Here is a 21,017-nt window from a genome sequence, read left to right as displayed (position 1 = left end):
TGCGGGCGCGTCATGAGCGCCCGCAGTGGCTCAATACTTCATGCGGCCGAAAGGATCGGGATCATGGTGAAGTCGCTTCTCGACAAGGAGAATTGCGCGCTCGTCTTTGTCGACCAGCAGGCGGGGCTCGCCTTCGGTGTCGGTTCGGAGGACCGTCAGGTGCTGCTCAACAACGCCGTGGCACTGGCTAAGACCGCGAAGGTTTTCGGGCTGCCGATCGTCGCCTCGACCTCGGCGACCAAAGTCTACAGCGGGCCGATGATGCCAGCCCTGCAGCGGGCTATCCCCGATGTCAGCGCGATCGACCGCCGCAACATGAATGCCTGGGAGGACGACGCCGCTCGTAACGCCATCGTGGCGACGGGCCGCAAGCGGCTGCTGATCTCCGGCATGCTGACCGAAGCTTGCGTCAACTTCCTAGCTCTCTCGGCCGCCGAAGAAGGTTACGAAGTTTTCGTGGTTGGCGATGCCTGCGGAGGCTTGACACCTCAGAGTCATGAACTCGCGTTGCGTCGCATGCAGGCGGCCGGAATTCATATGACGAGCTGGATCCAGGTGCTGCTGGAGTTACAGCGCGATTGGACTCGTCACGATACCTATGATGGTGCGCGCGCGATCGTGGAGGAGTTCGCCGGCGGTTATGGCATCGGTCTCGCCTATGCCCGCGACATGATCAAGCCGGGCTAAAGAGAAAATCTGTGGTGAGTGCCATGCCATCGCTGCGAACGAGGACGACACAGGCGCGTTTGCTATCGCCGACACTCCTTGTCGCGATGTTGGTATCAAGTTGCGTTAGCGGTCCGAACCGAGCTTCGGTGCCTGCCTCACTGGCCGCCTCGGCACGCATTGAGCATGTGGACCTCGCGCGTTTTTGGGGGGATTTGGTCACGCCCGAAATCCGCGCGGTGATCGAGCGGCAATATGACCAGACCTATCGTGCGGTCCGAACCGGCCAGCGCGCGGCCAGCGCTTTGCGCCAAGCCAATTTCCTCGCGATATCGGGGGGAGGCGCGGATGGTGCGTTTGCGGCCGGGTATCTGACGGGATGGACCGAGCGAGGCGATCGCCCGCAATTCGAGGTCGTCACGGGTGTCAGCACCGGGGCCTTGGCCGCGCCCTTTGCTTTCCTCGGATCTCGCTATGACGGGCCGTTGCAAGAGGTCTTCACCCTCTATGGCGACGCTGAAATCTACACCAGTCTTGGGGTGTTCGGCGTACTCGGGCGAGGCCTCTACGACAATACGCCGTTGAGGAATCTGATCGACCGCTATCTGACTGACGAGATGATTGAGGACATCGCGGTTCAATATCGTCTTGGGCGGCGGCTTCTGATTCAGACGACCAACATTGATGCGCAGCGCCCTGTGGTATGGGACCTGTCGGCCATTGCGGCAGGCAGCCGACCAGAACGACGGGAACGCATGGTCGAAATCCTGCTCGCTTCGGCAGCGATTCCGGCGGTGTTTCCGCCGGTACGCATAGACGTTCAGGTGGACGGTGAACGTCGGCAGGAATTGCACGTTGACGGCGGGACAGTGGCGCAGATTTTCTTTGCTCCCCCAGATATCGGCTTGAACCAATTCGAGCGCCGGCGGTTTGGCGCCATTCGCTCTCGAAAGCTCTATTTGATCAGGAACGGTCGGCTGCTACCGCAATATGAGACGACCGAGGAGACCGCGATCGGGGTCGCCAAGCGTGCCATTGAAACCCTTGTTAAATACCAGACCGTGTCCGACTTGGTGAGGCTGCAACTGCAAACGGCAGCCGGAGGAGCGAAGCTGTTCTATGCCGCCATCCCCAACAGTTTCACTGCTACGCCGAAATCGGACTTCGATCGCAGCTACATGCAGCAGCTCTTTGCGACTGGGCGGGAGGAGGGCGCGCGTGGAGCTTGGCGGACAAAACCACCATTAACGCCTATCCAGACAGAACCGACTCATTGACCCCACTGCCGGTGCAGCCGCCCTAGGGCATTCCAATCGTAGCGTTGCCAGGACGCGTTCAGGTGACCAGAGCCATTTCACGCGGGTTTTCCGGCAGCTCGCGGGTACAAGCCCAGGTGCCTGGCGTCGCAGCCAGGGAGACATGCAGGCCGGCTCGGGCAAGCTTCCGCCCGCTGGAGCCGCCTGTTTCGCTTCGCGGGCGATGCGGCTGGCGACCGCTTATGCCGAGAGGAAACGCGTAGCGGCCATGATCTCGGGCTCGCGCATCTCGTGCCCGCCTTCGTGCCAGTGCGTCTCGACCGCGGCGCCCTGGGCCGCCAGCCAGCTTTCCAGCTGCTCCGTCTGCGGCGCCGGGCAGATCGGGTCGCGGCGGCCCGCCGTGACCAGCACCGCGACCGACGACAGGCCCGGCTGCGGCGCGGGCTCGAAGGGGATCAGCGGGTGCATCAGGACGGCGCGGTCAAACAGCTCGGGCGCGGCGAAGAGGACGGAGGCGAGGATGTTCGCCCCATTCGAATAGCCGATCCCATAAACCTCACTGCCGGGACTGGCGGCGCGATGGGCGCGGATGAAGCCGATCATCTTCTGCGTGCGCGCGGCGAGGTCCTGCATGTCGTAGACGCCTTCCCCGGTGCGGCGGAAGAAGCGGGCGGCGCCGTGCTCGGAGACGTCGCCGCGGGGCGCGACGATGCCCGCGCCGGGCACGATCTGCGCCACGAGGCCGGAGAGCTGCCGTTCGTCGCCGCCCGTGCCGTGGAAGGCAAAGACCAGCGGAGCGCCCGGCGCTGCCGGCTTGGCATAGTGGTGATAAGCGTTTTTGTCCGGCTGCATGTTCGGTTGGATGTTCATCGCGACCTCCTTGCGGGTTTGCTGAGCGTCCCGCCGCGGAGGGCGGGGCGCCTGGTCGGTTCAGTCCTTGAGCGGAGGCAGGATGCGCTCGATCTCGGCACGCAGATGGGCGTGCTGCTGCGGCAGCTTCAGCGCCTCGCCGAGATGGGCGGTATCCTCGTCCCGGGCGAAGCCAGGCTCGTTGGTCGCGATCTCGAAGAGCACGCCGCCCGGCGCCCGGAAATAGATGGCCCAGAAATAGTCGCGATCGATCTGCGGGGTGACCTGGTAGCCGGTATCCATCAGGGCCTTGCGCACCTCGGCCTGCGCCGCCTTGTTGTCGACGGCAAAGGCGACATGGTGCACCGAGCCCGCGCCCTGCCGCGCCCTGTCGGCGTCCGGAAGCGTCTCGACATCGACGATATCGGCCCCGTTTCCGCCCGGCACGGCATAGCGCGTCACAGCGCCCTGCTTGTCGACGACCTCGTAGTTCATGAACTTCAGCAATTCGCCGGTGGCACCCTCGTCCTGCAGGCGCAAGGTCACGCCGCGAAAGCCGTGGACGCCCTCGGAGGCCGGGACCGGCCCGCCGGCAAAGGGCGCGCGCTTGTCACCGGCGACGCCGACCAGCGAAAAGCCGTCGCCGTCCGGGCCCTGCAAGCGAAGATGCTTCTCGCCGAACAGCTCGGTTTCACTGACGCCGCCGACGCCGGCCTTCTCCAGGCGCTCCTTCCAATAGGCCAGCGCCTCGGGAGCGACTGCGAACTGGGTCTCGCCGACCTCGCCGGTGCCGCGCCGTCCCCGCGGGATCTGCGCGAAGGGGAAATAGGTCATCACCGTGCCCGGCGTGCCGATCTCGTCGCCGTAATAGAGGTGATAGGTGTCCGGCGCGTCGAAATTGACGGTCTTCTTGACCCGGCGCAGGCCGAGCGTGTGCGTGAAGAAGCTGTTGTTGGTCTGGGCGTCCGCCGCCATCGAGGTGACGTGGTGAAGACCCTTGATCTGCTTGAGCATCGCTTTGTCTCCAAATTCCTTGCCGGGGTTCAGTCCGGTGTGAGCAGGAAGATGGACCCAGTGTCTTGTTGCTTGAATAGTCGTTTCTCTCAGCTTATTATTGCTCAAATCGCGATGATGGGACGATCTCTTGATCGGCGAGCTCGAAGCGGTCCGTGTATTCCTGGCGGTGGCGGAGAAGCGCGGCTTCGCGGCCGCCGCGACCGCTCTCGGCATGACGCCGAGCGCAGCCACGCGCGCCGTCGCGGCGCTGGAGGCGCGGCTCGGCGTGCAGCTCTTCATCCGCACGACGCGGACGGTGGCGCTGACCGCAGCCGGCGCGCTCTATGCCGAGCGCGTGCGCCCGCTCACCGCCGGGCTGGAACAGGCGGCGCAGGAGACGCGCGAGACGCAGGGGCTGGTCGCGGGCGCCCTGCGCGTCGCCGCGCCTTTGTCGTTGGGGCTCAAGGTGCTGCCGTCGGTGCTGACGCAGTTCGGGCTGGTCCACCCTTCCGTCCGGGTGGCGCTCAGCCTGACCGACAGCTTCGTCGACATCCTCGACGGCAGCGTCGACCTCGCCATCCGCATCTCGGGCGTGCCGACGGATAAATCGACGATCTGGCGCAAGCTCTGTCCCGTGCCGCGTCTCCTGGTCGCCGCGCCGGGCTATCTTTCAGCGCGCGGCGTTCCAGGCAGCCCCGAGGATCTCGCCGAGCACGAATTGCTGGCCTATGGCACCGACCCTGCCGGCGAAAGCTGGGAACTCAGGCAAGGCGACAAGCGCGGCACGATACGGGCGGCCGGCCGCTTCCGGGCGGATAGCGGCGACCTCCTGGCGGATCTCGCCGTCAACGGCGAGGGCATCGCGCTGCTGCCGCGCTTCATCGTGGCCGATGCGCTGGCCTCGGGTCGTCTCGTGCAGGTCCTGGAGGCATGGTCGCCGGGCGAGCTCTGGCTGACGCTGTTCTACCCGCCCTATGAGCGCCTGCCGCTGCGCGTCGCGACCTTCTCCGATTTCTTCGAGATCTACGTGACACAGACGCGCCCGCTTTGATCCCTTATTGGAGTTCCAATTCGCTCTGTTCTTGGAGGCCGAGCCTAAACGTCGTTCGAACGCCTCGCTGGATATGATGGCCGTTTGGGCCTACTGGACGCGCCGTCCCGACGTCACTGCGTCCTCGCTCTCTTCCTCGAGTTTCGAGACCACGGCCATTGTCCCTCTATCTCAGCTTCAAGGGAGAAGCTCAAAAATGTCCTGATGAGGACAATCAGCCCGAGAAGGCCAACACTCTCCCAGGTAAGCGGAGATATGATCGTGGCGATGATGTCTGCGCCGATCAGTATTTCCAGGCCGAGCAAGATTCCTCGCCCTAGATTAGCGCGATACCTGTCGTAAGCGTTATGACTGGATGCAAGAATCAGATCACGAATATAGACGACGGTTGCGATCGCCACGCCGGCAAGAATCACGCCGACACCGAAGAATTCAAGACCAGTCGCGAGCGGACTAAGAATTGGTGCGATCAGATTTGCCAAGCCGCCAGATTCACTACCAACATCCACTGCTATGTTCCTTCTGATAGAAAGGGAATGGATCGGCGAGGCGACCTGGAAGAGGATGCATTAGTTGGCTTCGGCGCCGGCTGTGCTGGCGAACAGGGCGACTGCCGCGAGAACAGCTGGCAGGCTGAAGGCAGCGGCCGGTGCGAACATGTAACCTGCCGCACCGAAGCCGCACCCCAAGGCGAACGTAACTACTGCCGCGGCCATTTTTTTGACCCGCGCTTTGGTGGTGGCGACCTCTTCGGCTTTCGAGCCAGCCAGAAGATCTGCGAGATCGAGCATGATCTGCGTTGTTGTGCCCGTCATCAATGTTGAGGGAGATGCCTTGGGCAGATGCGCTCTGTGAAGTCCGTTCTGAATTGCCATGGCCGAAACAAGCGCGAGCCCAACCACAAGCGTGACGACGTTTCCGTCCGCTTGAAACGGCCCGTGAGAGAGGGCGTAAATTGCCACGGCAGCCAGCAGGGCCAGCTTCACCACAAGCATCGGCTTGATAGGCGAGCGGCCCATACTTTGAAGTTTCAGGCAGATCAGGCGAGATACGAAGACGACGACGCAGAACATGGGAAGGGCCAGAACCTTAGACAGGGCACCGCTGAGGCCGAGTGCAGCCGTTGCGCCCAGGGTTACGAAGTTTCCAGTAACGTGTGCAGTGAACAGACCTGAAAGAGAAAGAAAACCCAGCGTATCGATGTAGCCGCCGTTTAAGCTCAGAAAAATGGGAAGAGAAGGAAATTTCATCGCTTATCTCGATTATAGTCAGATTTTAGAAGATTTTTTGACATGATCTGGACGTTAAATGCGACGTATAGTTTCCTCCGGCGAGAATTGTTTCCGGTCGCAGCGGGATACTATACATTTTTGAGCGTTTTTTTATTCCGTTGATACGCCGTTGAATGAAGCATACGTTCCAAAAATTTCAGAAATAGCTTCGATTTAAATGCGCGTGATCCCTGCATAGAGAGGCAATCCGTCCTGACTGTATTGGAATTTTCGCCAAGACGTGTCGTCGATCGAGATCGTCAGGATATGCCAGGCGACAGGAACGGCCGGAGGCGCAGGCCGCGCTCCGGCCGGCGGCTGCTATTCTGCTATGAAGGAAAGAAGATCGCTGTTGAGGCGGTCTTTATGTGTCACGGTCGTGGCATGAGGCGCGCCTTCATAGACCTTGAGCTTCGCACCTTTGATCATCTTGGCTGCTAGGGCGCCTGTCGCCTCCAGCGGCACCACCATGTCATCGCCGCCATGGATGACGAGGGCAGGCACGTCAATCTTCGCCATGTCGGGCCGGAAGTCCGTTTCCGAAAATGCCGTGACGCAGTCGATCGTCGCCTTGAGCGAGGCCTGAAGTCCGATTTGTACTGTCAGTCGGAATATGGCGGGCGAGACACTATGGCCGCGCTCGGTTCCGTAGAAAAGTGGATTGAAGTTCTCCAAGAACGGCGGTCGATCCTGCAAAAGCCCGGCTCTGATGCCGTCGAATAGCGACTTATCGGGGCCGTCGTGGTCGGCCGTCTTCATGAATAGCGGCGTCACCGCGCTGATCAGCACGAGCTTGGAAACGCGGCTTGCGCCGTGTCGAGCGATGTAGCGCACGATGTCGCCGCCGCCCATTGAGAAGCCGACCAGCACGGCGTCCTTCAGATCGAGCGTTTCCATCAGGGCGGCGATGTCATCGCCCATGGTATCGTAGTCGTAGCCGGTCCAGGGTTGGCTCGACCTGCCGAAGCCCCGGCGGTCGAAAGCGATCCCGCGATAACCCGCCAAGGCGACGGCGAGCATCTGGTCGTCCCACATGTCGGCGCTGAGTGGCCATCCGTGACTGAAGAGGATGGGGCGACCCGTTCCCCAATCCTTGAAATAGATTTCCGTGCCGTCTTTTGTCGCCAGTGTCGTCATGTCGAGTCTCTCCGTCGCGCGGCGCTTCGTGCCGATGCAATTCTTTGAGGCTAGACAGGGTTCAGAGATGCGGCTTGTCGGTCTTCTGCGCGAATTGCCGATTTGCCGCGCCTCGCTATCCTACTCGGCAATTAAAGCTGGATATTGAGAGAAGGGCTTCCAATTGAGTAAGTGCCGGTTTCTGGAATACGATCCTTCGACCACGGAAGAGATGCCGACGTTCCCGTCCAAATGATAGCGCTATTGTCCAAGACGCCGGCCAAAATGTGCCTTCGAATTGTCCTGTGGGTGACGCATGGGACACCGAGCCGTGGCCGCGTCCTCACCTTCGAAAGGCGATGCCGTTTTGACGGAGGATCGCGATCGTGAAGGGGCGCGGATTGCATCACGTCACCGTCATTGCCACAGATGCAGCACGGAACGTGGAATTCTATACGAAAGTACTCGGGCTGCGCTTGGTAAAGCGAACTGTGACGCACGAGGACCCGGGAGCTTACCATCTCATCTATGGAGATGCGGAAGGGGTGCCCGGCGGCAGTCTTTCCTTTTTCTCGTGGGTGAGTGCTGCTGAAGCGGAAGACCGCGGCGACAACGGCGAATACGTCCTCTTCTCAGTTGCCCCTGATGCGATTGGCTGGTGGGCGAAGCGGCTGACCGATTTTGGCGTACCGTTCCAGCAGCGGCAGTCATTGAGCGGAAGCGCTCAACTCAATTTCGAGGATCCCGACCGCACACCGCTGGCCTTGGTGGCCAGAGCGTCGGCGGAACAAGCCTCCTGGTCTCAACCGCATATTCCGCCGGCTTTCGCCGTTCGCCAACTCGTAGGTGTTACGATGAGCGTACGCGGAACGACGCTGATGGCGCGAATTCTGACAGAAGTGCTTGGTTTCGCCGAAGTCGGACGCGAGGGCGATCAAATCGAGTTCGCGGCGCATGACGAAGCGGGAGGACGGCTATATCTGCATCAGCGGCGCAATCGGTCTCGCCCCAGACTCGGTGCCGGCGTCATCCATCACGTTGCATTCCGAGCCAACGACGAAGCCGAATTGGCTACTATGGCTAAAGAACTCCAAGAGCGTTTTGGGATCGCCTCAAGCCCCGTCAAGGACCGCTATTATTTTCGTTCGATCTACTTCCGCGGACCAGACGGGTTGCTGATCGAGATTTCGACGGATGGTCCTGGTTTTCTCATTGATGAAACACCTGGAGCGCTGGGGACGCGCTTGATCTTTCCGCCGAGCTTGGAAGATCGCCAGGACGAGCTGTTGCGAATTTTGCCGCCGCTCGACAGAGTTCGCTGAGACGCTTCACGAAGCGCCTCTATCAAGGTTGGGCGCCGACAGCTTGATCTACGCGCGTCGTATAGTTGGCAGGCAGCCACCTGTAGTGGCCATCGCGAGCGGTAATATGCCCAAGGCCTGGAAATGAAATGTGAGCTGCGCCGATCCAGAAGCCTTTTGTGGCGGCTTCCGCGAAAAGGGAAAGGCGCCTCTGCTCTGCTTTCCACGCATCACTATCATAGGTCACGGTGACGGCCGGGTCGGGAAACTGGATGGGGGAGACATGGACGATGTCTCCCCAGACGAGCAACTGTTCACCTCCGCTTCCGACAAGGTAGGACGTGTGGCCCGGTGTGTGGCCTGGGGTCGGTACGGCTTTGATTCCCGGCAAAACCTCGCCCTCGCCGTTAAAGGTAACGAGGCGACCCGCCTCCTGATGGGGGCGAAGGGCACTGCGCGCCCCGTTGAACATGCTCCGAAGGATGGCAGGTGCCTTCGCCTCGTTGGCGCTATCGAGCCAGTAGTCCACGTCCTGCTTCGAGACGTGAAGCGTTGCGTTTGGAAAGCTCGGCTGCCCGTTCTCTACGACACCGCCGATGTGATCGGTATGCAAATGAGTGATGAAGACGTCGTCGATCTGCTCAGGCGCATAACCTGACGCTCTGAGGTTCGCCAGGAGCTGGCCACAGCACTTTCCATAGAGGGCTCCAGCTCCGCTATCGATGAGCACGAGCCGTCCGTTCAAATTGACAAGGAACGCGTTGATCGAGCCCTCGAAAGGCAGTGCCAAACGTTCCTGGGCCAGAAGTGCTTCGGCAGTGCCGGGACGTGCGTGGGACATGAGAGGTCGATCTTCGCCTGTCAGGGCCCGCTCCCGCGGTACGGTCAGCGTCGTGGGGATTGGAAACGGATGAGTCCCGTCGAGAAGCGCTGTGACTTCCAGTTGGCCGAGCATCATCCGATAATAGCCGGGTGCCTGTTTGCCGGCTTGAGGAGCCCCCGCCGGAGATCCGGTCGCGAGGAACGTCAAACCGAGGACCGTGGCGATCAATCGCTTCGAGTGTGAGGTGATCATCGAGCGCCCCATTGTTGGCTGGCAGGTATCCTGCCAGCTTGAGGGACATGCCTCTTGTCATAATGCGCTGGGCTTTGACGATTTTCGTCGTGTGATCAAAAAAGGAGAATTATGCCCAAACCTTCGTCTGAATTGCCTGTCGATGAAGGATTTACGTAGCTTCAGGACGGCTGTACCGGTCGTCAGTCGCAACCTGCGAACGCCGACGAAGGAACGGGCCCGGTCGCAGGCGAATACGGTGGGGGCCAATGATTCAGGGGCAAGATTTAGCGGGCGGGCTAGAGGAGCCCATTATGCCGTCGCAGTCCGCTACGGCCGCGATGGGCTTTTACGGCGAGCGCATCACATCACACCTTGAAATGCCCGGCCGCACTGTCGCTGAGTTTCGGCCTGGTGGCCGTCTTGGATTGGCGGTCACGCGCCTGACCTGCGATAAGGAAACGCGCAACAGAACTGCCCCAGTGCCGACGGAGGCTGCGTTCTCGATCCTCCACCAACTCCATCCTCTGCAGAGGCATTCGTGCTGGCTGAGTGGGCACAAGCGCTACTCTGATTGCTTTTCGGCTGGAACGGTGAGCGTCATCGATTTGCGAGACAGCCCCCAATGCGAGTTTGGTGGTCGCTTTGATGCTTTGCAATTCTACGTTCCGGCCGAGGCATTGGAGGAGTTGGCGGAGCATCACGCGGCACGGCGGGTGGATACTCTGCGGTGGAAACGCGACGAGCCCGACCCCATCACGGCTGCTCTGTCGGAAAGCCTGCTTGTTGCGTCGGAGTTTGCTTCCGCCAACGCATTGCTGATCGATCAGCTGTCGCTGGGGTTGCTGACGCACTTCGGCGAGACTTACGGCGGAATGCGTCGTCTGACGCAAGCGCGTGTCGGCATATTGGCGAGTTGGCAGGAGCGCAGGGCCAAGGAAATGTTGCATGCCCGCTTCGCCACGGACCTCAGTATCGCGCAGATCGCCGAGGAGTGCGGGCTGACGCCTAGCCATTTCGCGCGAGCTTTTCGGCGAAACACCGGCTTGGCGCCGCATCGCTATCTGATGAAGCTTCGCGTCGAGGAGGCGAAGAAACTGCTCGTTCGCCCTGATTTATCGCTCGAAGAGATCGCCATTTGCTGCGGCTTCGGCGGGCAGAGTCATTTGACGCGCGTCTTCGGCCGGTTCACCGGCGTGACGCCTGGTGTTTGGAGGAGGCAAGTGGGGCAGGGCTAGGCTGCACCTTCGCGCGACACGTTTTACGCCGCTTTTTGCGGCCTCAGATCGCGAACGCGCACAATGACCAATATTCTGACCGGCGCGTGTTCCGCTAAGGAACACACGCCGGTGCCGCGGGGTTCGGATCCGGTGATTGCCAGATCCGCGGGAGAGAAAGGGGCAGCTCTCCCGCTGCCGCTGCGCTTTGTGATTGCTAGGCCGGTTGGCTGGCGACATCCTCGGCGCCAGTTCTCATCAAGACATTCAACAGGGCTTCCACGTCGCGCGGACCGTCGTACCGCTGTCCATTGATGAAGAGGCTCGGTGTGCCGTTCACACCGCTGCGAACTCCTCCGAGAAAGTCACGCCTGATCTTCTCGTCAAAGCCGCCATTAAAACCTCGTTCCACAGGGGCGGTGTCCAGGCCAATTTTCCGCGCGTAATCGAGGAGATCGCGGTCCTGGAGCGCCTGCTGGTACTCGAAGAGCGTATCGTGTGCTTCCCAGAATCGACCTTTCGTCGCCGCGGCCTCCGCGAATTCGGCGGCGCGAAGCGCGTGGGGATGCAATTCGGAGATCGGGAAATTGCGAAACACGAACAGCAGGCGGTCGCCCATGAGGTTCTTCACGGCCTTCAGAATGGGATAGGCTTCTCCGCAATAGGGGCATTCATAGTCGCCATATTCGACCAGAGTGACGCGCGCGTTCCTAGGTCCCTGCGTGTGATCGTGGTTGTCGACTGGGATCGCGAGACCGTTCATGGCAGAACTCCTTGCGCCGGAGATCGGGCGTTGAGTTTGTCGAGTGCCTCGAGGATGCCGTCTGCTCCAGGGTTGATCCCCAGCGGCGAGACGTAGCTCCAGCAAATCACCCCCTCGCGGTCGACGACAAAAAGCGCGCGTTCGCAGATGCCTTCGATCTTGCGATAGGCACCGTAGCGCGCGGCGACTTCACCTTTTGGCTCGAAATCCGCCAACAATGGAAAGTGAAGCTTGCGATCGTTCGCGAAGGCCGCGTGACACCAGACCCCGTCGACGGATATGCCGACAAGCTGGGCTCCGGCCCGATGGAATTCGGGAAGGATCTCGTTGTAGAGAGCCATCTGATCGCCGCAGACCGGACTCCAATCGGCCGGATAGAAGGCCAGGATGACCGGGCTGCCTCGCATGTCCGCGAGCGAAAGCTTCTGGTCGGGCGTCGCCGGCAGGGTGAATTGCGGGGCGACGCTTCCGGGTGGCAGGACTGTCATGGGCGACTCATGCGCTGGCATCGGAAAGGCCGGGATCGGTTTGGCGGGTCGCTCAGCGCGTGGGGCGCGTCATTTCATAAAGGAACCAGGCTCTGCGCTCCGCCTCGTCGATCCAGACCTCGATCAAGCTCGTCGACGCGACGTCGTTGTAGTTCTCGCAAACACCGTGGGCTGAGCGCAGGAAACCCGCCATGCGGCGGTTGTCGTCCGCCAACTCCGCCAGCATGTCCTGGGCAGTTACATAGTCCGCGTCATTGTCGGGCAGGCGCTGGATCCGCGCGATGTGTCCGATCGAGCGCAACGTGGTCCCTCCCACCTTTCGGGCGCGCTCGGCAAGCACGTCGGTGGTAGCGAAGATCTGGTCACCATGCTCGTCCAGCATCAGGTGGTAGTCGCGGAAGTGGGGACCCGAGAGGTGCCAGTGGAAATTCTTCGTCTTCAGATAAAGCGCGAACATGTCGGCAAGGACGCCGGTCAACGCTGCCGCGATATCCACAGTGGCTTGCGCACCGAGATCAGTCGGCGTTTGCAGTGGAGCAGTCTGGTTCGCACGGCCCGAAGCGTTGTTCATGAGCGACCTCCAATGGTGATGACCCCCGCGCGCCTGACGCCATTATCGCTGTCGGACACCGTTGACGGGCTTTCGGAGCTGACGTTACGGCCGGCGGGACGAGCGGTGAATCGACCACAAGGGTGATTGCCTCATACTTCAGTTTGCATTGGGGGAAGTCGGCGGAGGCCAAGGGCGTTGGACCAGCTCAACCTCGATCTTCGACGCAAATCGGGGAGGGGGCGAGGAGGCTCTATTCCCCTGCGGTGCGATCATGATGCCAGCCTTCTTAAACTCTTGTATGATTCCGTTTCTCGGGCGATCGCTCACACTCGCCGCGGCGGCATAAAGCGATGTGAGCGGCACGGGGCGGATCGCTTCGGCCCTGGGAATTTGGACTGCGTCCAGCGATGGCAGCTGGAGCCACGCTCATCGCGATTCCAGTCAAACCGTGACGCTAATCTGCAAGCTCCGCCTGCAGCGATAAATTACCTTGCTGGCTGCGCTGATATCATCAAAGGCTGTCGCACCAGATGTCGTCTGAATCGTTCGCTGATCGGCGGGTCTCGATACGATCACGCCGAAAGCTATCGTTTGGCGAAATTTTTGTTTCGCCTTCTGCCGGAAAGCGAAACAGCTGCCGTTTTGCGGCCGTTCTTCTGGCAACAGGCATCTTCACCATCGATACATGGACACAATTGGAAGGCGCTGTTGCCGTCCTATACGTCCTTGTCATCCTCATCGCGATGCGCACAGGGCGGCAACAGGATATCGTCTCGGCCGCAATACTGAGCCTGATCCTGACACTGATATCTTACTTGCACGCACACGGTTTCGTATTCGGTTCGCCAGCGTTCCGCGCCCTTGTGAGCCTTTCAGCGATAGGAATGGCGACGATGCTGGCCCTCTGCAATCAAGAGGCCACGCAAACGCTCTCGGATCAGGCCAAGCTCTTGAACCTGAGCCACGACATGATTTTCGTGCGGAACAGCGAGGGCCTCATCACCTTCTGGAACCGCGCCGCAGAGGATGTCTACGGTTGGTCTAGCGCCGAAGCGATCGGACGCTCAGCGGATGAGCTCCTTGCGACGCAGTACCCCGAACATCGTCACGTGATCGAGCGCGGATTGCTCTCTACCGGACGATGGGAAGGGGAGCTCGTACAGTTCGGGAAGTCAGGCGAGCGGCTGATGGTTGCAAGCCGATGGGCCCTGCAACCGGGCGGACAGGGCGATGCACTTGGAGTCCTTGAAACGCACACGGATGTGACTGAGCGCAAAAGGACGCAAGATGCGTTGCACTTGGCGCGCTTGGAGCTTGCCCATGCCGCCCGGGTTACGACGCTGGGTGAATTGACCGCGTCGATCGCGCACGAAGTCAATCAACCGCTGATGGCGGTTGTTACGAATGCGGAAGCCTGCCGACGCTGGTTGCAGAGGAACCCGCCCGATATCCAGGAGGTCGATACGGCGATTGGGCGAGTCATCTCCGAGGGGCAACGTGCCAGCGAGATCGTCACTCGCATTCGCGGATTCCTAAACAAGGAACCAACTCAATCGAGCCAACTCAACGTCGCAACGCTCGTTGGCGAGGCGGTCTTGCTGGTTGAACGGGAGTTGCAACATGGGGAGGTCGAATTGCGGCTCGCGTTGGAGCCGAACCTCCCACCCATTCAGGGAGACAAGGTCCAACTCCAGCAAGTGCTAGTCAATATCCTGGTAAATGGTGTGCAGGCCATGGCTGGGCTTCTGGGTGGCCGGCACATCTCTCTGCAGGCGTTCCGTTCTGACGCTGATGCCATCGCGATAGAGATTAGCGATACCGGTCCGGGCATTGCCGAGGGCGATCAAGAGAGACTATTTGATCCATTTTTCACCACCAAGGACCATGGGATGGGCATGGGCCTCGCGATTAGCAGGACACTTGTCGAAGCCCATGGCGGGCAGTTGAAAGCAACGAGCGCCTCGGGCTGCGGCGCGACCTTCCATCTGACGCTTCCGGCACTGAACACGAGTGTCGCGCCATGACACGGCTGCGGACCGTGAGCACCGGATCTGTCGCTGTCGCGTCGGCACCTTTTGTGGCCGTGGTCGATGACGATCCTGGTGTCAGGGATGCCCTCGACAGCCTTTTTCGCTCTGTCGGATTGGCGACCCTGCTCTTCGGGTCGCCGGCTGAGCTGCTCGCGAACGCGTTGCCGAGCGTTCCCGGTTGCCTGCTTCTTGATGTGAGACTGCCTGGTCTCAACGGCCTGGATTTTCAGGAGCAGCTGGTACGTGATGGGTTCAACGTGCCGATCGTCTTTATGACGGGACATGGGGATATCCCGATGTCGGTTCGGGCAATGAAAGCGGGTGCGGTCGACTTTCTGGCAAAGCCGTTTCGCGAGCAAGACATGCTCGACGCGGTGACACTCGCGATCGCACGAGACCGGTCTCGGCGCCACGAACTCGAAGCCAAACACGATCTGCGGATCGAGTACGAAACGCTCACGCCCCGCGAGCGCGAGGTTATGGCACACGTCGTGGCAGGTTTGATGAACAAGCAGGTGGCAAATGCCATCGGTATCAGCGAAATCACCGTCAAGATTCATCGCGGCAACGTCATGCGGAAGATGCAGGTGCGATCGCTCGCTGACCTCGTGCGAAAGGCCGAAGCCCTCGGCGCTTCGAGAGCTTGAGCTGCCGGCAGCGCAAACCTCTGTATGATTCCGCTTCGTTCATTCTGCCTGCATAAACGCCAAAGCTGGGGCATCGCTGCCCGCTTCCTGCGAGATTGGCGTGATTGGCTTCGGAATGCCTCACATACCCACAATCGCGATCGTGGACGATGATGAAGGGGTCCGCACCTCGCTCTCAAGCCTCCTTCGTGCTCTCGGCTACCATGTTCGCGGTTACGCCTCCGCGCAGGATTTTCTGAACGATCCAGCCATCGAAGAGCCGGACTGCCTGCTGGTTGATGTCCAGATGCCTGGGATGAGCGGCGAGCAGTTGCAAATGCATCTGGTCGCGTCTGAACGCTCCTTCCCCATCATCTTCATGACGGCATTTCCACAAGCGGGCATCCGCGAACGTGTGATGGCAGCTGGTGTTCGCGGTTTCTTGCAGAAGCCCGCCGACGCCGGGCAAATCGCTAGTTCCTTGGCGGGGGTGCTCGGCGGGGATGGCTAACGGCTGACTCCTAACACCATCGTATGGGAAGCCGATCCCTACGTACGATTCTCGCCAGGTTGAAGGCCGCCTAGCGTCGCGCTGCTGACGGAACCGCTCGGGAAACCGGTATCCATCCGCTCACCCGATGCCCCAAGCGAGGCACTTATGACCGATTTAGCAACCCCTCCAACCTGGTCGAGGCGCGAAGCTGTAGCGACATTGGCCGGTGCAGCGAGCGCTGCATTCCTTCCCGCTGCCGCCTTCGCGCAGTCCTCGACAGCAACCTCGGGCCCAAAAGGAAAGACACAGATGAGCAGCGGTTTCGTAAAGACCAAGGATGGCGTCGAGATCTTCTACAAGGACTGGGGTCGCAAGAATGCCCAGCCGATCGTGTTCCATCACGGCTGGCCGCTGTCCTCTGACGACTGGGACGCACAGATGCTGTTCTTTGTGCTGCACGGCTATCGTGTCGTGGCGCATGATCGTCGTGGCCATGGCCGTTCAGCCCAGGTGAGCGACGGCCACGACATGGATCACTACGCGGCCGACGCCTTTGCCGTCGTCGAGCATCTCAATCTGCGGAACGCGGTGCATATCGGTCACTCGACCGGCGGCGGCGAGGTCGCCCGTTACGTTGCGAAGCACGGCCAACCCGCCGGCCGCGTCGCCAAGGCCGTGCTGGTCTCAGCCGTACCGCCGCTGATGCTCAAGACGGCGAGCAACCCCGAGGGCCTGCCGATGGAGGTTTTCGACGGCTTTCGCAAGGGCGTGGCCGACAATCGCGCGCAACTCTATCTCGATGTGGCGGCCGGCCCGTTCTACGGCTTCAATCGCGAGGGCGCGAAGGTCTATCAAGGCGTCGTCCAGAACTGGTGGCGCCAGGGCATGATCGGCAGCGCCAAGGCCCATTATGACGGCATCAAGGCCTTCTCCGAAACCGACCAGACCGAGGATTTGAAAGCCATCACCGTGCCGACCCTCGTGCTGCATGGCGATGACGATCAGATCGTGCCCATCGCCGACTCCGCACTCAAATCCGCCAAGCTGCTTAAGAACGGCACGCTGAAGATCTACAAGGGCTATCCCCACGGCATGCTCACGACGCATGCCGACGTGATCAATCCGGACCTTCTCGCCTTCGTGAAAGGCTGAACGGACTCGACCGAGGCGCCACTGGGGGAGGGTAGCCCTGCTACCCTCCCATTTCTTGCTTGAATGCCGGGCCTCCCGGGGTGCCGCGGCCGATCTGCAACGCGACGACGGCCCAAAGTTCTCCGCGGTCAAACCCAGCAGGGGCTGGCGGCTCTTCCTACATGCTCGAGGCGGTGGCGATTTTCTTTACGAGGTTCCGGATCAACCTCCGATGCTTCGTGAGCCTGCGCCGCCGAATCTCAGAGGGCGGAGGCACCAAGGCGGCGGCAATAGGCGGCAATCTCCCGCCCAACGGGAAGTCGCTCGCGCTCGAAGCCAGCCAGAGCGCGTTCAAGATTGTCTTCAGCCGCCAGATGACGGTGCAACGCCATGACGTCTCCGGCTGCCTTTGAGACTCCCATTGCAGTATGTGGCCTCACCACGAAGGCCGCATCGCCGATCAGCGCGATCGGTCCTCGCACCATCCGGGGGGCTTCGTAGTCGAAGATGCCTCGGATCGATGGCTTGTCCTCACTGCCGACCGCGAGGGCAAATTGGGGCGGCAACGTATCGGCAGCATCCCGATGCAGCATCGCCAGACGGTCAGCCGAAAAGCCACTCCTCGGCAGCGAGAACGGATGGGTTCGGCCCTGCGTGTCGGTGAACAACGCCGGGAGTTGGTCACTGCTGCCCGGCCGATACCAGACCCAGTTATAGCGCCGTTCGCCTTGCGCCATCTCTCCCTTTGAGCCCGGTACGAGATATCCGAGCGCATGGGCTCCGCGCTTCACGTAGAATGCAAAGCGCCCGATCAGCAGCGCCGCTTCCGATGGCAAGGCTGTCTCCGGTACGAGACCGCGCCAGGCTGAATAGCCTGCATAGCCGTTGACGTGGTTTTCGGGGTTCACGGCCTTGCGGACAATCGAACCGATCCCGTCGGCTCCGATCACGAGATCGGCTTTGCAGGCAGCGCCGTCACGGAAGTGGAGGACCGTGCCCGTCTCCGCGGGCTCGATGGCTTCCAACTCCTGCCCCAGTGCGTGGCGTTCCCCACCCAGATCGCTTGCCAAGTTCTCGTAGAGAACACCCCACGAGATTTGCATCTGCGGCATCGCGAGCGTTTCCGCCACCCCTCCGGCTCTGTCCAGATAGATCCGTTCTTCAGCCATGACCCCGATGGTGGCCACGCGCTCCTGACCGAGCAGGCGCAGCATACGGAACACATCCGCTTGCGCGACAAGGCCTGCGCCGCGACCGGAGAGCCCGTGCCGGGAGCGCTCATGAACGCGGACTTCGTGGCCATCCCGCCGCAGCAGGAGAGCGGCAAACAACCCAGCAAGAGAACCGCCGACGATGCTGATGCAAAGGGCTCTCATGTGGGGGGCGTATTGGCAGCCTATGACGGCGGGACGAGCCAGCAACCCAACAACATCGCACCACAGCGGGCAATCATACGGAGGTGTGCGGTCCCCATCCCCAAGCGCTACAGCCTCCCCGAGGTCAAGGCTCTAGCATTCAAAAAGGGCAGCCGGCCGGATTCGTCGCTGGCCCGTTCGCGCTGATTGGTTGCAGGGGACCCTTCCGATGACACAGCAAGGTATTACTGCGCCGCTTCCATTCGTGCTCCGGACCTCGGCAATCTATGCCATAGCGGCCGCTGCCGGCATCGCGGTGGCGAACATCTACTACAATCAGCCGATGCTGGGCCTGATCGAAGAGGCTCTCCCCGGTCAGGCTACGGGATTGGTCCCGACCGCTACCCAGCTCGGCTACGCCTGCGGCCTTTTCCTGCTGGTTCCACTTGGTGACATTGTCGAACGACGGCGGCTGATCGTCCTGCAGTTCGGCTTCCTCGCTGTCGCGCTCGTGCTGGCCGCCCTGGCGCCGAATGCGCTGTTGATCGTCCTCGCTTCTCTCGTCGTTGGCCTGTCGGCCACTGTCGCCCAGCAGATTGTTCCGCTGGCGGCGCATCTGGCTGCTCCCGAGCGGCAAGGGGCAGTCGTGGGTACGGTCCTGGCCGGCATTCTGACCGGCATCCTGCTGAGCCGGACCCTAGCAGGTTTCGTAGCGACCCATGCAGGCTGGCGGGAGATGTTTTGGCTGGGCGTGCCGATGGCGCTTGCCGCGGGCGGGCTGATGGCACTGGTCCTTCCGCATGCTCCGCCGGAATCGGAGCTGAGCTATGGTCGGCTGCTGAGTTCCATCTGGGATCTGTGGCGCGAATTCGCGGTGCTTCGGCTGGCCGCAATCACGCAGGCGCTGATTTTCGCGGCATTCACCGTCTTCTGGACCGTGCTCGCCTTCCGGCTGCAGGCGCCGCCCTTTGGTTTGGGTGCCGACATCGCCGGCCTGTTCGGCATCGTCGGGGCGGTCGGCATCTTCGCCGCGCCGCTGGCGGGGCGTTTCGCGGATGCTCGGGGGCCGGCGCCTGTTGTTGCGATGGGGGCCATCGTCACTCTGGTTTCGTGGATCGTCTTTGGTGCGTGGACCTCCTTGGCCGGGCTGGTGTTCGGCGTGGTGCTCCTCGACTTCGCCATGCAATCGGCACTCGTGTCGAACCAGCACATCGTCTTTGCGCTGCGGCCCGAGGCTCGGGCTCGGCTCAACACGGTCCTGATGGGAGCCATGTTCTTCGGGGGCTCGATCGGCTCGGCCAGCGGCATGGCCGCCTGGCAGTTCGGCGGCTGGCCTGGGGTGGTCGTCCTCGGTTTGATTTTTGGCGCCATTGCGACAGCGATGCAGTTTGCCTGCATTGCCCGCAGCCGCAGCCACACGACCGGCTCCTGAAGCCTTCGCCGGCATCAACCGCGCCGCAGGGGCAAGCAGAGCATGCGTCTCAAAACCATTCTTAGTATTGGCATCGCCTTCGCCGTCAGCGCTGGAGCTGGCGCACTGGCCTATGCTTGGCGGTTCGAGATTGCTCCGATCGAGACCCCTGCGCCAGCCAGCTTCGAAGCGGCGACGATCGCCAAGGGACGCGATCTTGCTCTCATCGGCGACTGCCAGACCTGCCACACGACACCGGGCGGCCGCATCTTCGCCGGCGGCCTAGCGATGCCGACGCCGTTTGGCACCATCTATTCGACCAACATCACGCCGGATCGCGGCACGGGAATCGGCTCCTGGTCCCGGGAGGCTTTCACGCGAGCAATGCGCGAAGGTGTCGATCGGGAAGGGCGGCACCTCTATCCGGCGTTCCCCTACGACCATTTCATGCTGACCAGCGATCAGGATCTCGAAGCGCTATACGCCTTCTTCATGACGCGCGAGGCGGTCAGCGCACCGACGCCCGCCAACGAGCTGCCATTCCCGATCAATATCCGCCTCGTTCTTGCCGGCTGGAAATTGCTCTTCTTCAGCCAAAGGCGGCTGCAGCCCGACCTTGCGAAGGACGCGCAATGGAATCGCGGGCGCTATCTCGTCGAAGGTCTCGGCCATTGCGGTGCCTGTCACACGCCGCGCAACCTCATGGGGGCGGAAGTCCAGTCCCGCGCTTTCGAAGGCGCCCGGGTCGAGGGCTGGCTGGCCTACGGGCTGGGAAAGGCATCGAAGGCGCCGCTGCCGTGGACGGCCCAGGCATTGGAGACCTATCTGGCTGAGGGCTCCCACCCGGATCATGGCGTGGCTCGGGGGCCGATGGCGCCGGTGACGGACAACCTTTCTCTTGTGCCGCGCGAAGAAGTCGCCGCAATGGCCGCCTATATTGCCGCGCTTGCACCCGCGGGCGCACCTGTTGCCAAACCGACTGGCGTCGCGCAGCTGGCTCTTGCGCAATCGGCTGGTCTGCAGATCGCGACGCCTCCGGACATGCCTGGAGCGGGAGCCCGCCTCTACGCCAGCGCTTGTGCTTCATGCCACGACGCTGGGCGCAGCCTGCCATTAGGAGCGGTATCGCTCGCAGCTTCGACAGCGCTGGCGGGGGAGGGGCCCGAGAATCTGGTGAAGCTCGTTCTGAACGGAATTCCCGCTGCCGGCGGTGCCAAGGCGCCGATCATGCCGGGCTTCGGAGCCGTCATGACCGACGAGCAGATTGCGGCTCTGGTGAAGCGCCTCCGCAGCCAGGTCGCAACGCGTCCGGACTGGCCCGATCTGCAGAAGGTCCTTCGAGAGGCGCGCCGCGAACTCGCGCGCCATCAGGCGAAATGAGGAGGCTGGT

22 protein-coding genes are annotated in these 21,017 nt (G+C 61.7%); 12 read left to right on the top strand and 10 right to left on the bottom strand.

Annotation, left to right across the window (positions count from 1 at the left end):
• Positions 1-63 precede the first annotated feature (63 nt).
• Positions 64-687, top strand: a complete 624-nt coding sequence (locus AB4Z10_RS26475; protein WP_441473382.1) for a hydrolase — start codon at positions 64-66, stop codon at positions 685-687.
• Between the two features lie 128 nt (positions 688-815).
• Positions 816-1,943, top strand: coding sequence for a patatin-like phospholipase family protein (locus tag AB4Z10_RS26470; protein ID WP_441473381.1), 1,128 nt, complete (start codon positions 816-818; stop codon positions 1,941-1,943).
• 219 nt (positions 1,944-2,162) lie between these two features.
• Here AB4Z10_RS26470 and AB4Z10_RS26465 read toward each other — a convergent pair whose 3' ends face one another.
• A complete protein-coding gene (locus tag AB4Z10_RS26465; RefSeq protein ID WP_441473380.1) occupies positions 2,163-2,792 on the bottom strand; it encodes an alpha/beta hydrolase in 630 nt (209 codons plus the stop codon).
• Between the two features lie 60 nt (positions 2,793-2,852).
• Positions 2,853-3,785 (bottom strand): ring-cleaving dioxygenase, encoded by a 933-nt coding sequence (locus AB4Z10_RS26460; RefSeq protein ID WP_441473379.1) that lies wholly within the window; start codon positions 3,783-3,785, stop codon positions 2,853-2,855.
• 133 nt (positions 3,786-3,918) lie between these two features.
• Here AB4Z10_RS26460 and AB4Z10_RS26455 point away from each other — a divergent pair, with 133 nt between their 5' ends.
• Positions 3,919-4,818, top strand: a complete 900-nt coding sequence (locus tag AB4Z10_RS26455; protein WP_441473396.1) for a LysR family transcriptional regulator — start codon at positions 3,919-3,921, stop codon at positions 4,816-4,818.
• Positions 4,819-4,931: 113 nt separating this feature from the next.
• Here AB4Z10_RS26455 and AB4Z10_RS26450 read toward each other — a convergent pair whose 3' ends face one another.
• The 3 genes from AB4Z10_RS26450 to AB4Z10_RS26440 all read right to left on the bottom strand — a co-directional run bounded on the left by AB4Z10_RS26450 (position 4,932) and on the right by AB4Z10_RS26440 (position 7,226).
• On the bottom strand, positions 4,932-5,327 hold the full coding sequence (locus AB4Z10_RS26450; protein WP_441473378.1) for a DUF1622 domain-containing protein: 396 nt from the start codon (positions 5,325-5,327) through the stop codon (positions 4,932-4,934).
• A gap of 60 nt (positions 5,328-5,387) precedes the next feature.
• Positions 5,388-6,068 carry a YoaK family protein gene (locus AB4Z10_RS26445; protein WP_441473377.1) on the bottom strand — a complete coding sequence of 227 codons (681 nt, stop codon included), beginning with the start codon at positions 6,066-6,068 and terminating at the stop codon, positions 5,388-5,390.
• Positions 6,069-6,410: 342 nt separating this feature from the next.
• Positions 6,411-7,226 carry an alpha/beta fold hydrolase gene (locus AB4Z10_RS26440; protein ID WP_441473376.1) on the bottom strand — a complete coding sequence of 272 codons (816 nt, stop codon included), beginning with the start codon at positions 7,224-7,226 and terminating at the stop codon, positions 6,411-6,413.
• Positions 7,227-7,591: 365 nt separating this feature from the next.
• Between AB4Z10_RS26440 and AB4Z10_RS26435 the strand changes: the two genes are divergently transcribed.
• Positions 7,592-8,527: a VOC family protein gene (locus AB4Z10_RS26435; RefSeq protein ID WP_441473375.1), complete on the top strand. Its 936-nt coding sequence runs from the start codon at positions 7,592-7,594 to the stop codon at positions 8,525-8,527.
• 22 nt (positions 8,528-8,549) lie between these two features.
• Here AB4Z10_RS26435 and AB4Z10_RS26430 read toward each other — a convergent pair whose 3' ends face one another.
• Positions 8,550-9,581 (bottom strand): MBL fold metallo-hydrolase, encoded by a 1,032-nt coding sequence (locus AB4Z10_RS26430; RefSeq protein ID WP_441473374.1) that lies wholly within the window; start codon positions 9,579-9,581, stop codon positions 8,550-8,552.
• A 293-nt stretch (positions 9,582-9,874) separates the two neighbouring features.
• Between AB4Z10_RS26430 and AB4Z10_RS26425 the strand changes: the two genes are divergently transcribed.
• On the top strand, positions 9,875-10,798 hold the full coding sequence (locus AB4Z10_RS26425; RefSeq protein ID WP_441473373.1) for a helix-turn-helix domain-containing protein: 924 nt from the start codon (positions 9,875-9,877) through the stop codon (positions 10,796-10,798).
• A gap of 196 nt (positions 10,799-10,994) precedes the next feature.
• Here AB4Z10_RS26425 and AB4Z10_RS26420 read toward each other — a convergent pair whose 3' ends face one another.
• Genes AB4Z10_RS26420 through AB4Z10_RS26410 form a run of 3 tightly spaced genes read right to left on the bottom strand, consistent with a single transcriptional unit; the run spans position 10,995 to position 12,599 of the window.
• The gene (locus AB4Z10_RS26420; RefSeq protein ID WP_441473372.1) at positions 10,995-11,540 is read right to left on the bottom strand and encodes a DsbA family protein; all 546 of its coding nucleotides are present in this window, start codon (positions 11,538-11,540) and stop codon (positions 10,995-10,997) included.
• The gene (locus AB4Z10_RS26415) at positions 11,537-12,028 is read right to left on the bottom strand and encodes a redoxin domain-containing protein (RefSeq protein WP_441473371.1); all 492 of its coding nucleotides are present in this window, start codon (positions 12,026-12,028) and stop codon (positions 11,537-11,539) included. The genes AB4Z10_RS26420 and AB4Z10_RS26415 overlap by 4 nt, the downstream gene beginning before the upstream one ends.
• A gap of 52 nt (positions 12,029-12,080) precedes the next feature.
• Positions 12,081-12,599 carry a Dps family protein gene (locus AB4Z10_RS26410; protein WP_441473370.1) on the bottom strand — a complete coding sequence of 173 codons (519 nt, stop codon included), beginning with the start codon at positions 12,597-12,599 and terminating at the stop codon, positions 12,081-12,083.
• 512 nt (positions 12,600-13,111) lie between these two features.
• Between AB4Z10_RS26410 and AB4Z10_RS26405 the strand changes: the two genes are divergently transcribed.
• From AB4Z10_RS26405 to AB4Z10_RS26390, 4 genes are all read left to right on the top strand, one after another.
• Positions 13,112-14,605 carry a two-component system sensor histidine kinase NtrB gene (locus AB4Z10_RS26405; protein WP_441473369.1) on the top strand — a complete coding sequence of 498 codons (1,494 nt, stop codon included), beginning with the start codon at positions 13,112-13,114 and terminating at the stop codon, positions 14,603-14,605.
• Positions 14,602-15,258 carry a response regulator transcription factor gene (locus tag AB4Z10_RS26400; RefSeq protein ID WP_441473368.1) on the top strand — a complete coding sequence of 219 codons (657 nt, stop codon included), beginning with the start codon at positions 14,602-14,604 and terminating at the stop codon, positions 15,256-15,258. Before AB4Z10_RS26405 ends, AB4Z10_RS26400 begins: the two co-directional genes overlap by 4 nt.
• 142 nt (positions 15,259-15,400) lie before the next feature.
• Positions 15,401-15,748, top strand: a complete 348-nt coding sequence (locus AB4Z10_RS26395; RefSeq protein WP_441473367.1) for a response regulator transcription factor — start codon at positions 15,401-15,403, stop codon at positions 15,746-15,748.
• 147 nt (positions 15,749-15,895) lie between these two features.
• Positions 15,896-16,882 carry an alpha/beta fold hydrolase gene (locus AB4Z10_RS26390; protein ID WP_441473366.1) on the top strand — a complete coding sequence of 329 codons (987 nt, stop codon included), beginning with the start codon at positions 15,896-15,898 and terminating at the stop codon, positions 16,880-16,882.
• Positions 16,883-17,121: 239 nt separating this feature from the next.
• On the opposite strand, the gene AB4Z10_RS26385 is transcribed toward AB4Z10_RS26390, so the two are convergent.
• Entirely contained in the window at positions 17,122-18,237 is a 1,116-nt protein-coding gene (locus AB4Z10_RS26385; RefSeq protein WP_441473365.1) for an FAD binding domain-containing protein, read from the bottom strand.
• On the opposite strand from AB4Z10_RS26385, the gene AB4Z10_RS26380 reads away from it, so the two are divergent.
• From AB4Z10_RS26380 to AB4Z10_RS26370, 3 genes are read left to right on the top strand one after another with little or no spacing between them, the layout of a single operon-like run.
• Positions 18,142-18,423: a hypothetical protein gene (locus tag AB4Z10_RS26380; RefSeq protein ID WP_441473397.1), complete on the top strand. Its 282-nt coding sequence runs from the start codon at positions 18,142-18,144 to the stop codon at positions 18,421-18,423. The two genes, AB4Z10_RS26385 and AB4Z10_RS26380, sit on opposite strands and share 96 nt — an antisense overlap.
• 22 nt (positions 18,424-18,445) lie before the next feature.
• The gene (locus tag AB4Z10_RS26375; RefSeq protein WP_441473364.1) at positions 18,446-19,648 is read left to right on the top strand and encodes an MFS transporter; all 1,203 of its coding nucleotides are present in this window, start codon (positions 18,446-18,448) and stop codon (positions 19,646-19,648) included.
• A gap of 42 nt (positions 19,649-19,690) precedes the next feature.
• Complete coding sequence (locus tag AB4Z10_RS26370; RefSeq protein WP_441473363.1) at positions 19,691-21,007, top strand: c-type cytochrome; 1,317 nt, start codon at positions 19,691-19,693, stop codon at positions 21,005-21,007.
• The last annotated feature ends 10 nt before the right edge of the window (positions 21,008-21,017 follow it).

The organism is Allobosea sp. RAF48 (genome assembly GCF_052114025.1).
Taxonomy (GTDB): Bacteria; Pseudomonadota; Alphaproteobacteria; order Rhizobiales; family Beijerinckiaceae; genus Allobosea.
The sequence above is the reverse complement of the archived record's forward strand: the minus strand, read 5'-3'. Positions and strand labels throughout refer to the sequence as shown.

Coding starts and splice junctions, on each gene's coding strand:
- AB4Z10_RS26475 (WP_441473382.1), top strand. CDS start 64: ATGGTGAAGTCGCTTCTCGACAAGGAGAATTGCGCGCTCGTCTTTGTC.
- AB4Z10_RS26465 (WP_441473380.1), bottom strand. CDS start 2,792: ATGAACATCCAACCGAACATGCAGCCGGACAAAAACGCTTATCACCAC.
- AB4Z10_RS26460 (WP_441473379.1), bottom strand. CDS start 3,785: ATGCTCAAGCAGATCAAGGGTCTTCACCACGTCACCTCGATGGCGGCG.
- AB4Z10_RS26445 (WP_441473377.1), bottom strand. CDS start 6,068: ATGAAATTTCCTTCTCTTCCCATTTTTCTGAGCTTAAACGGCGGCTAC.
- AB4Z10_RS26440 (WP_441473376.1), bottom strand. CDS start 7,226: ATGACGACACTGGCGACAAAAGACGGCACGGAAATCTATTTCAAGGAT.
- AB4Z10_RS26430 (WP_441473374.1), bottom strand. CDS start 9,581: ATGATCACCTCACACTCGAAGCGATTGATCGCCACGGTCCTCGGTTTG.
- AB4Z10_RS26425 (WP_441473373.1), top strand. CDS start 9,875: ATGCCGTCGCAGTCCGCTACGGCCGCGATGGGCTTTTACGGCGAGCGC.
- AB4Z10_RS26420 (WP_441473372.1), bottom strand. CDS start 11,540: ATGAACGGTCTCGCGATCCCAGTCGACAACCACGATCACACGCAGGGA.
- AB4Z10_RS26415 (WP_441473371.1), bottom strand. CDS start 12,028: ATGACAGTCCTGCCACCCGGAAGCGTCGCCCCGCAATTCACCCTGCCG.
- AB4Z10_RS26410 (WP_441473370.1), bottom strand. CDS start 12,599: ATGAACAACGCTTCGGGCCGTGCGAACCAGACTGCTCCACTGCAAACG.
- AB4Z10_RS26405 (WP_441473369.1), top strand. CDS start 13,112: ATGTCGTCTGAATCGTTCGCTGATCGGCGGGTCTCGATACGATCACGC.
- AB4Z10_RS26400 (WP_441473368.1), top strand. CDS start 14,602: ATGACACGGCTGCGGACCGTGAGCACCGGATCTGTCGCTGTCGCGTCG.
- AB4Z10_RS26390 (WP_441473366.1), top strand. CDS start 15,896: ATGACCGATTTAGCAACCCCTCCAACCTGGTCGAGGCGCGAAGCTGTA.
- AB4Z10_RS26380 (WP_441473397.1), top strand. CDS start 18,142: ATGAACGCGGACTTCGTGGCCATCCCGCCGCAGCAGGAGAGCGGCAAA.
- AB4Z10_RS26385 (WP_441473365.1), bottom strand. CDS start 18,237: ATGAGAGCCCTTTGCATCAGCATCGTCGGCGGTTCTCTTGCTGGGTTG.
- AB4Z10_RS26375 (WP_441473364.1), top strand. CDS start 18,446: ATGACACAGCAAGGTATTACTGCGCCGCTTCCATTCGTGCTCCGGACC.
- AB4Z10_RS26370 (WP_441473363.1), top strand. CDS start 19,691: ATGCGTCTCAAAACCATTCTTAGTATTGGCATCGCCTTCGCCGTCAGC.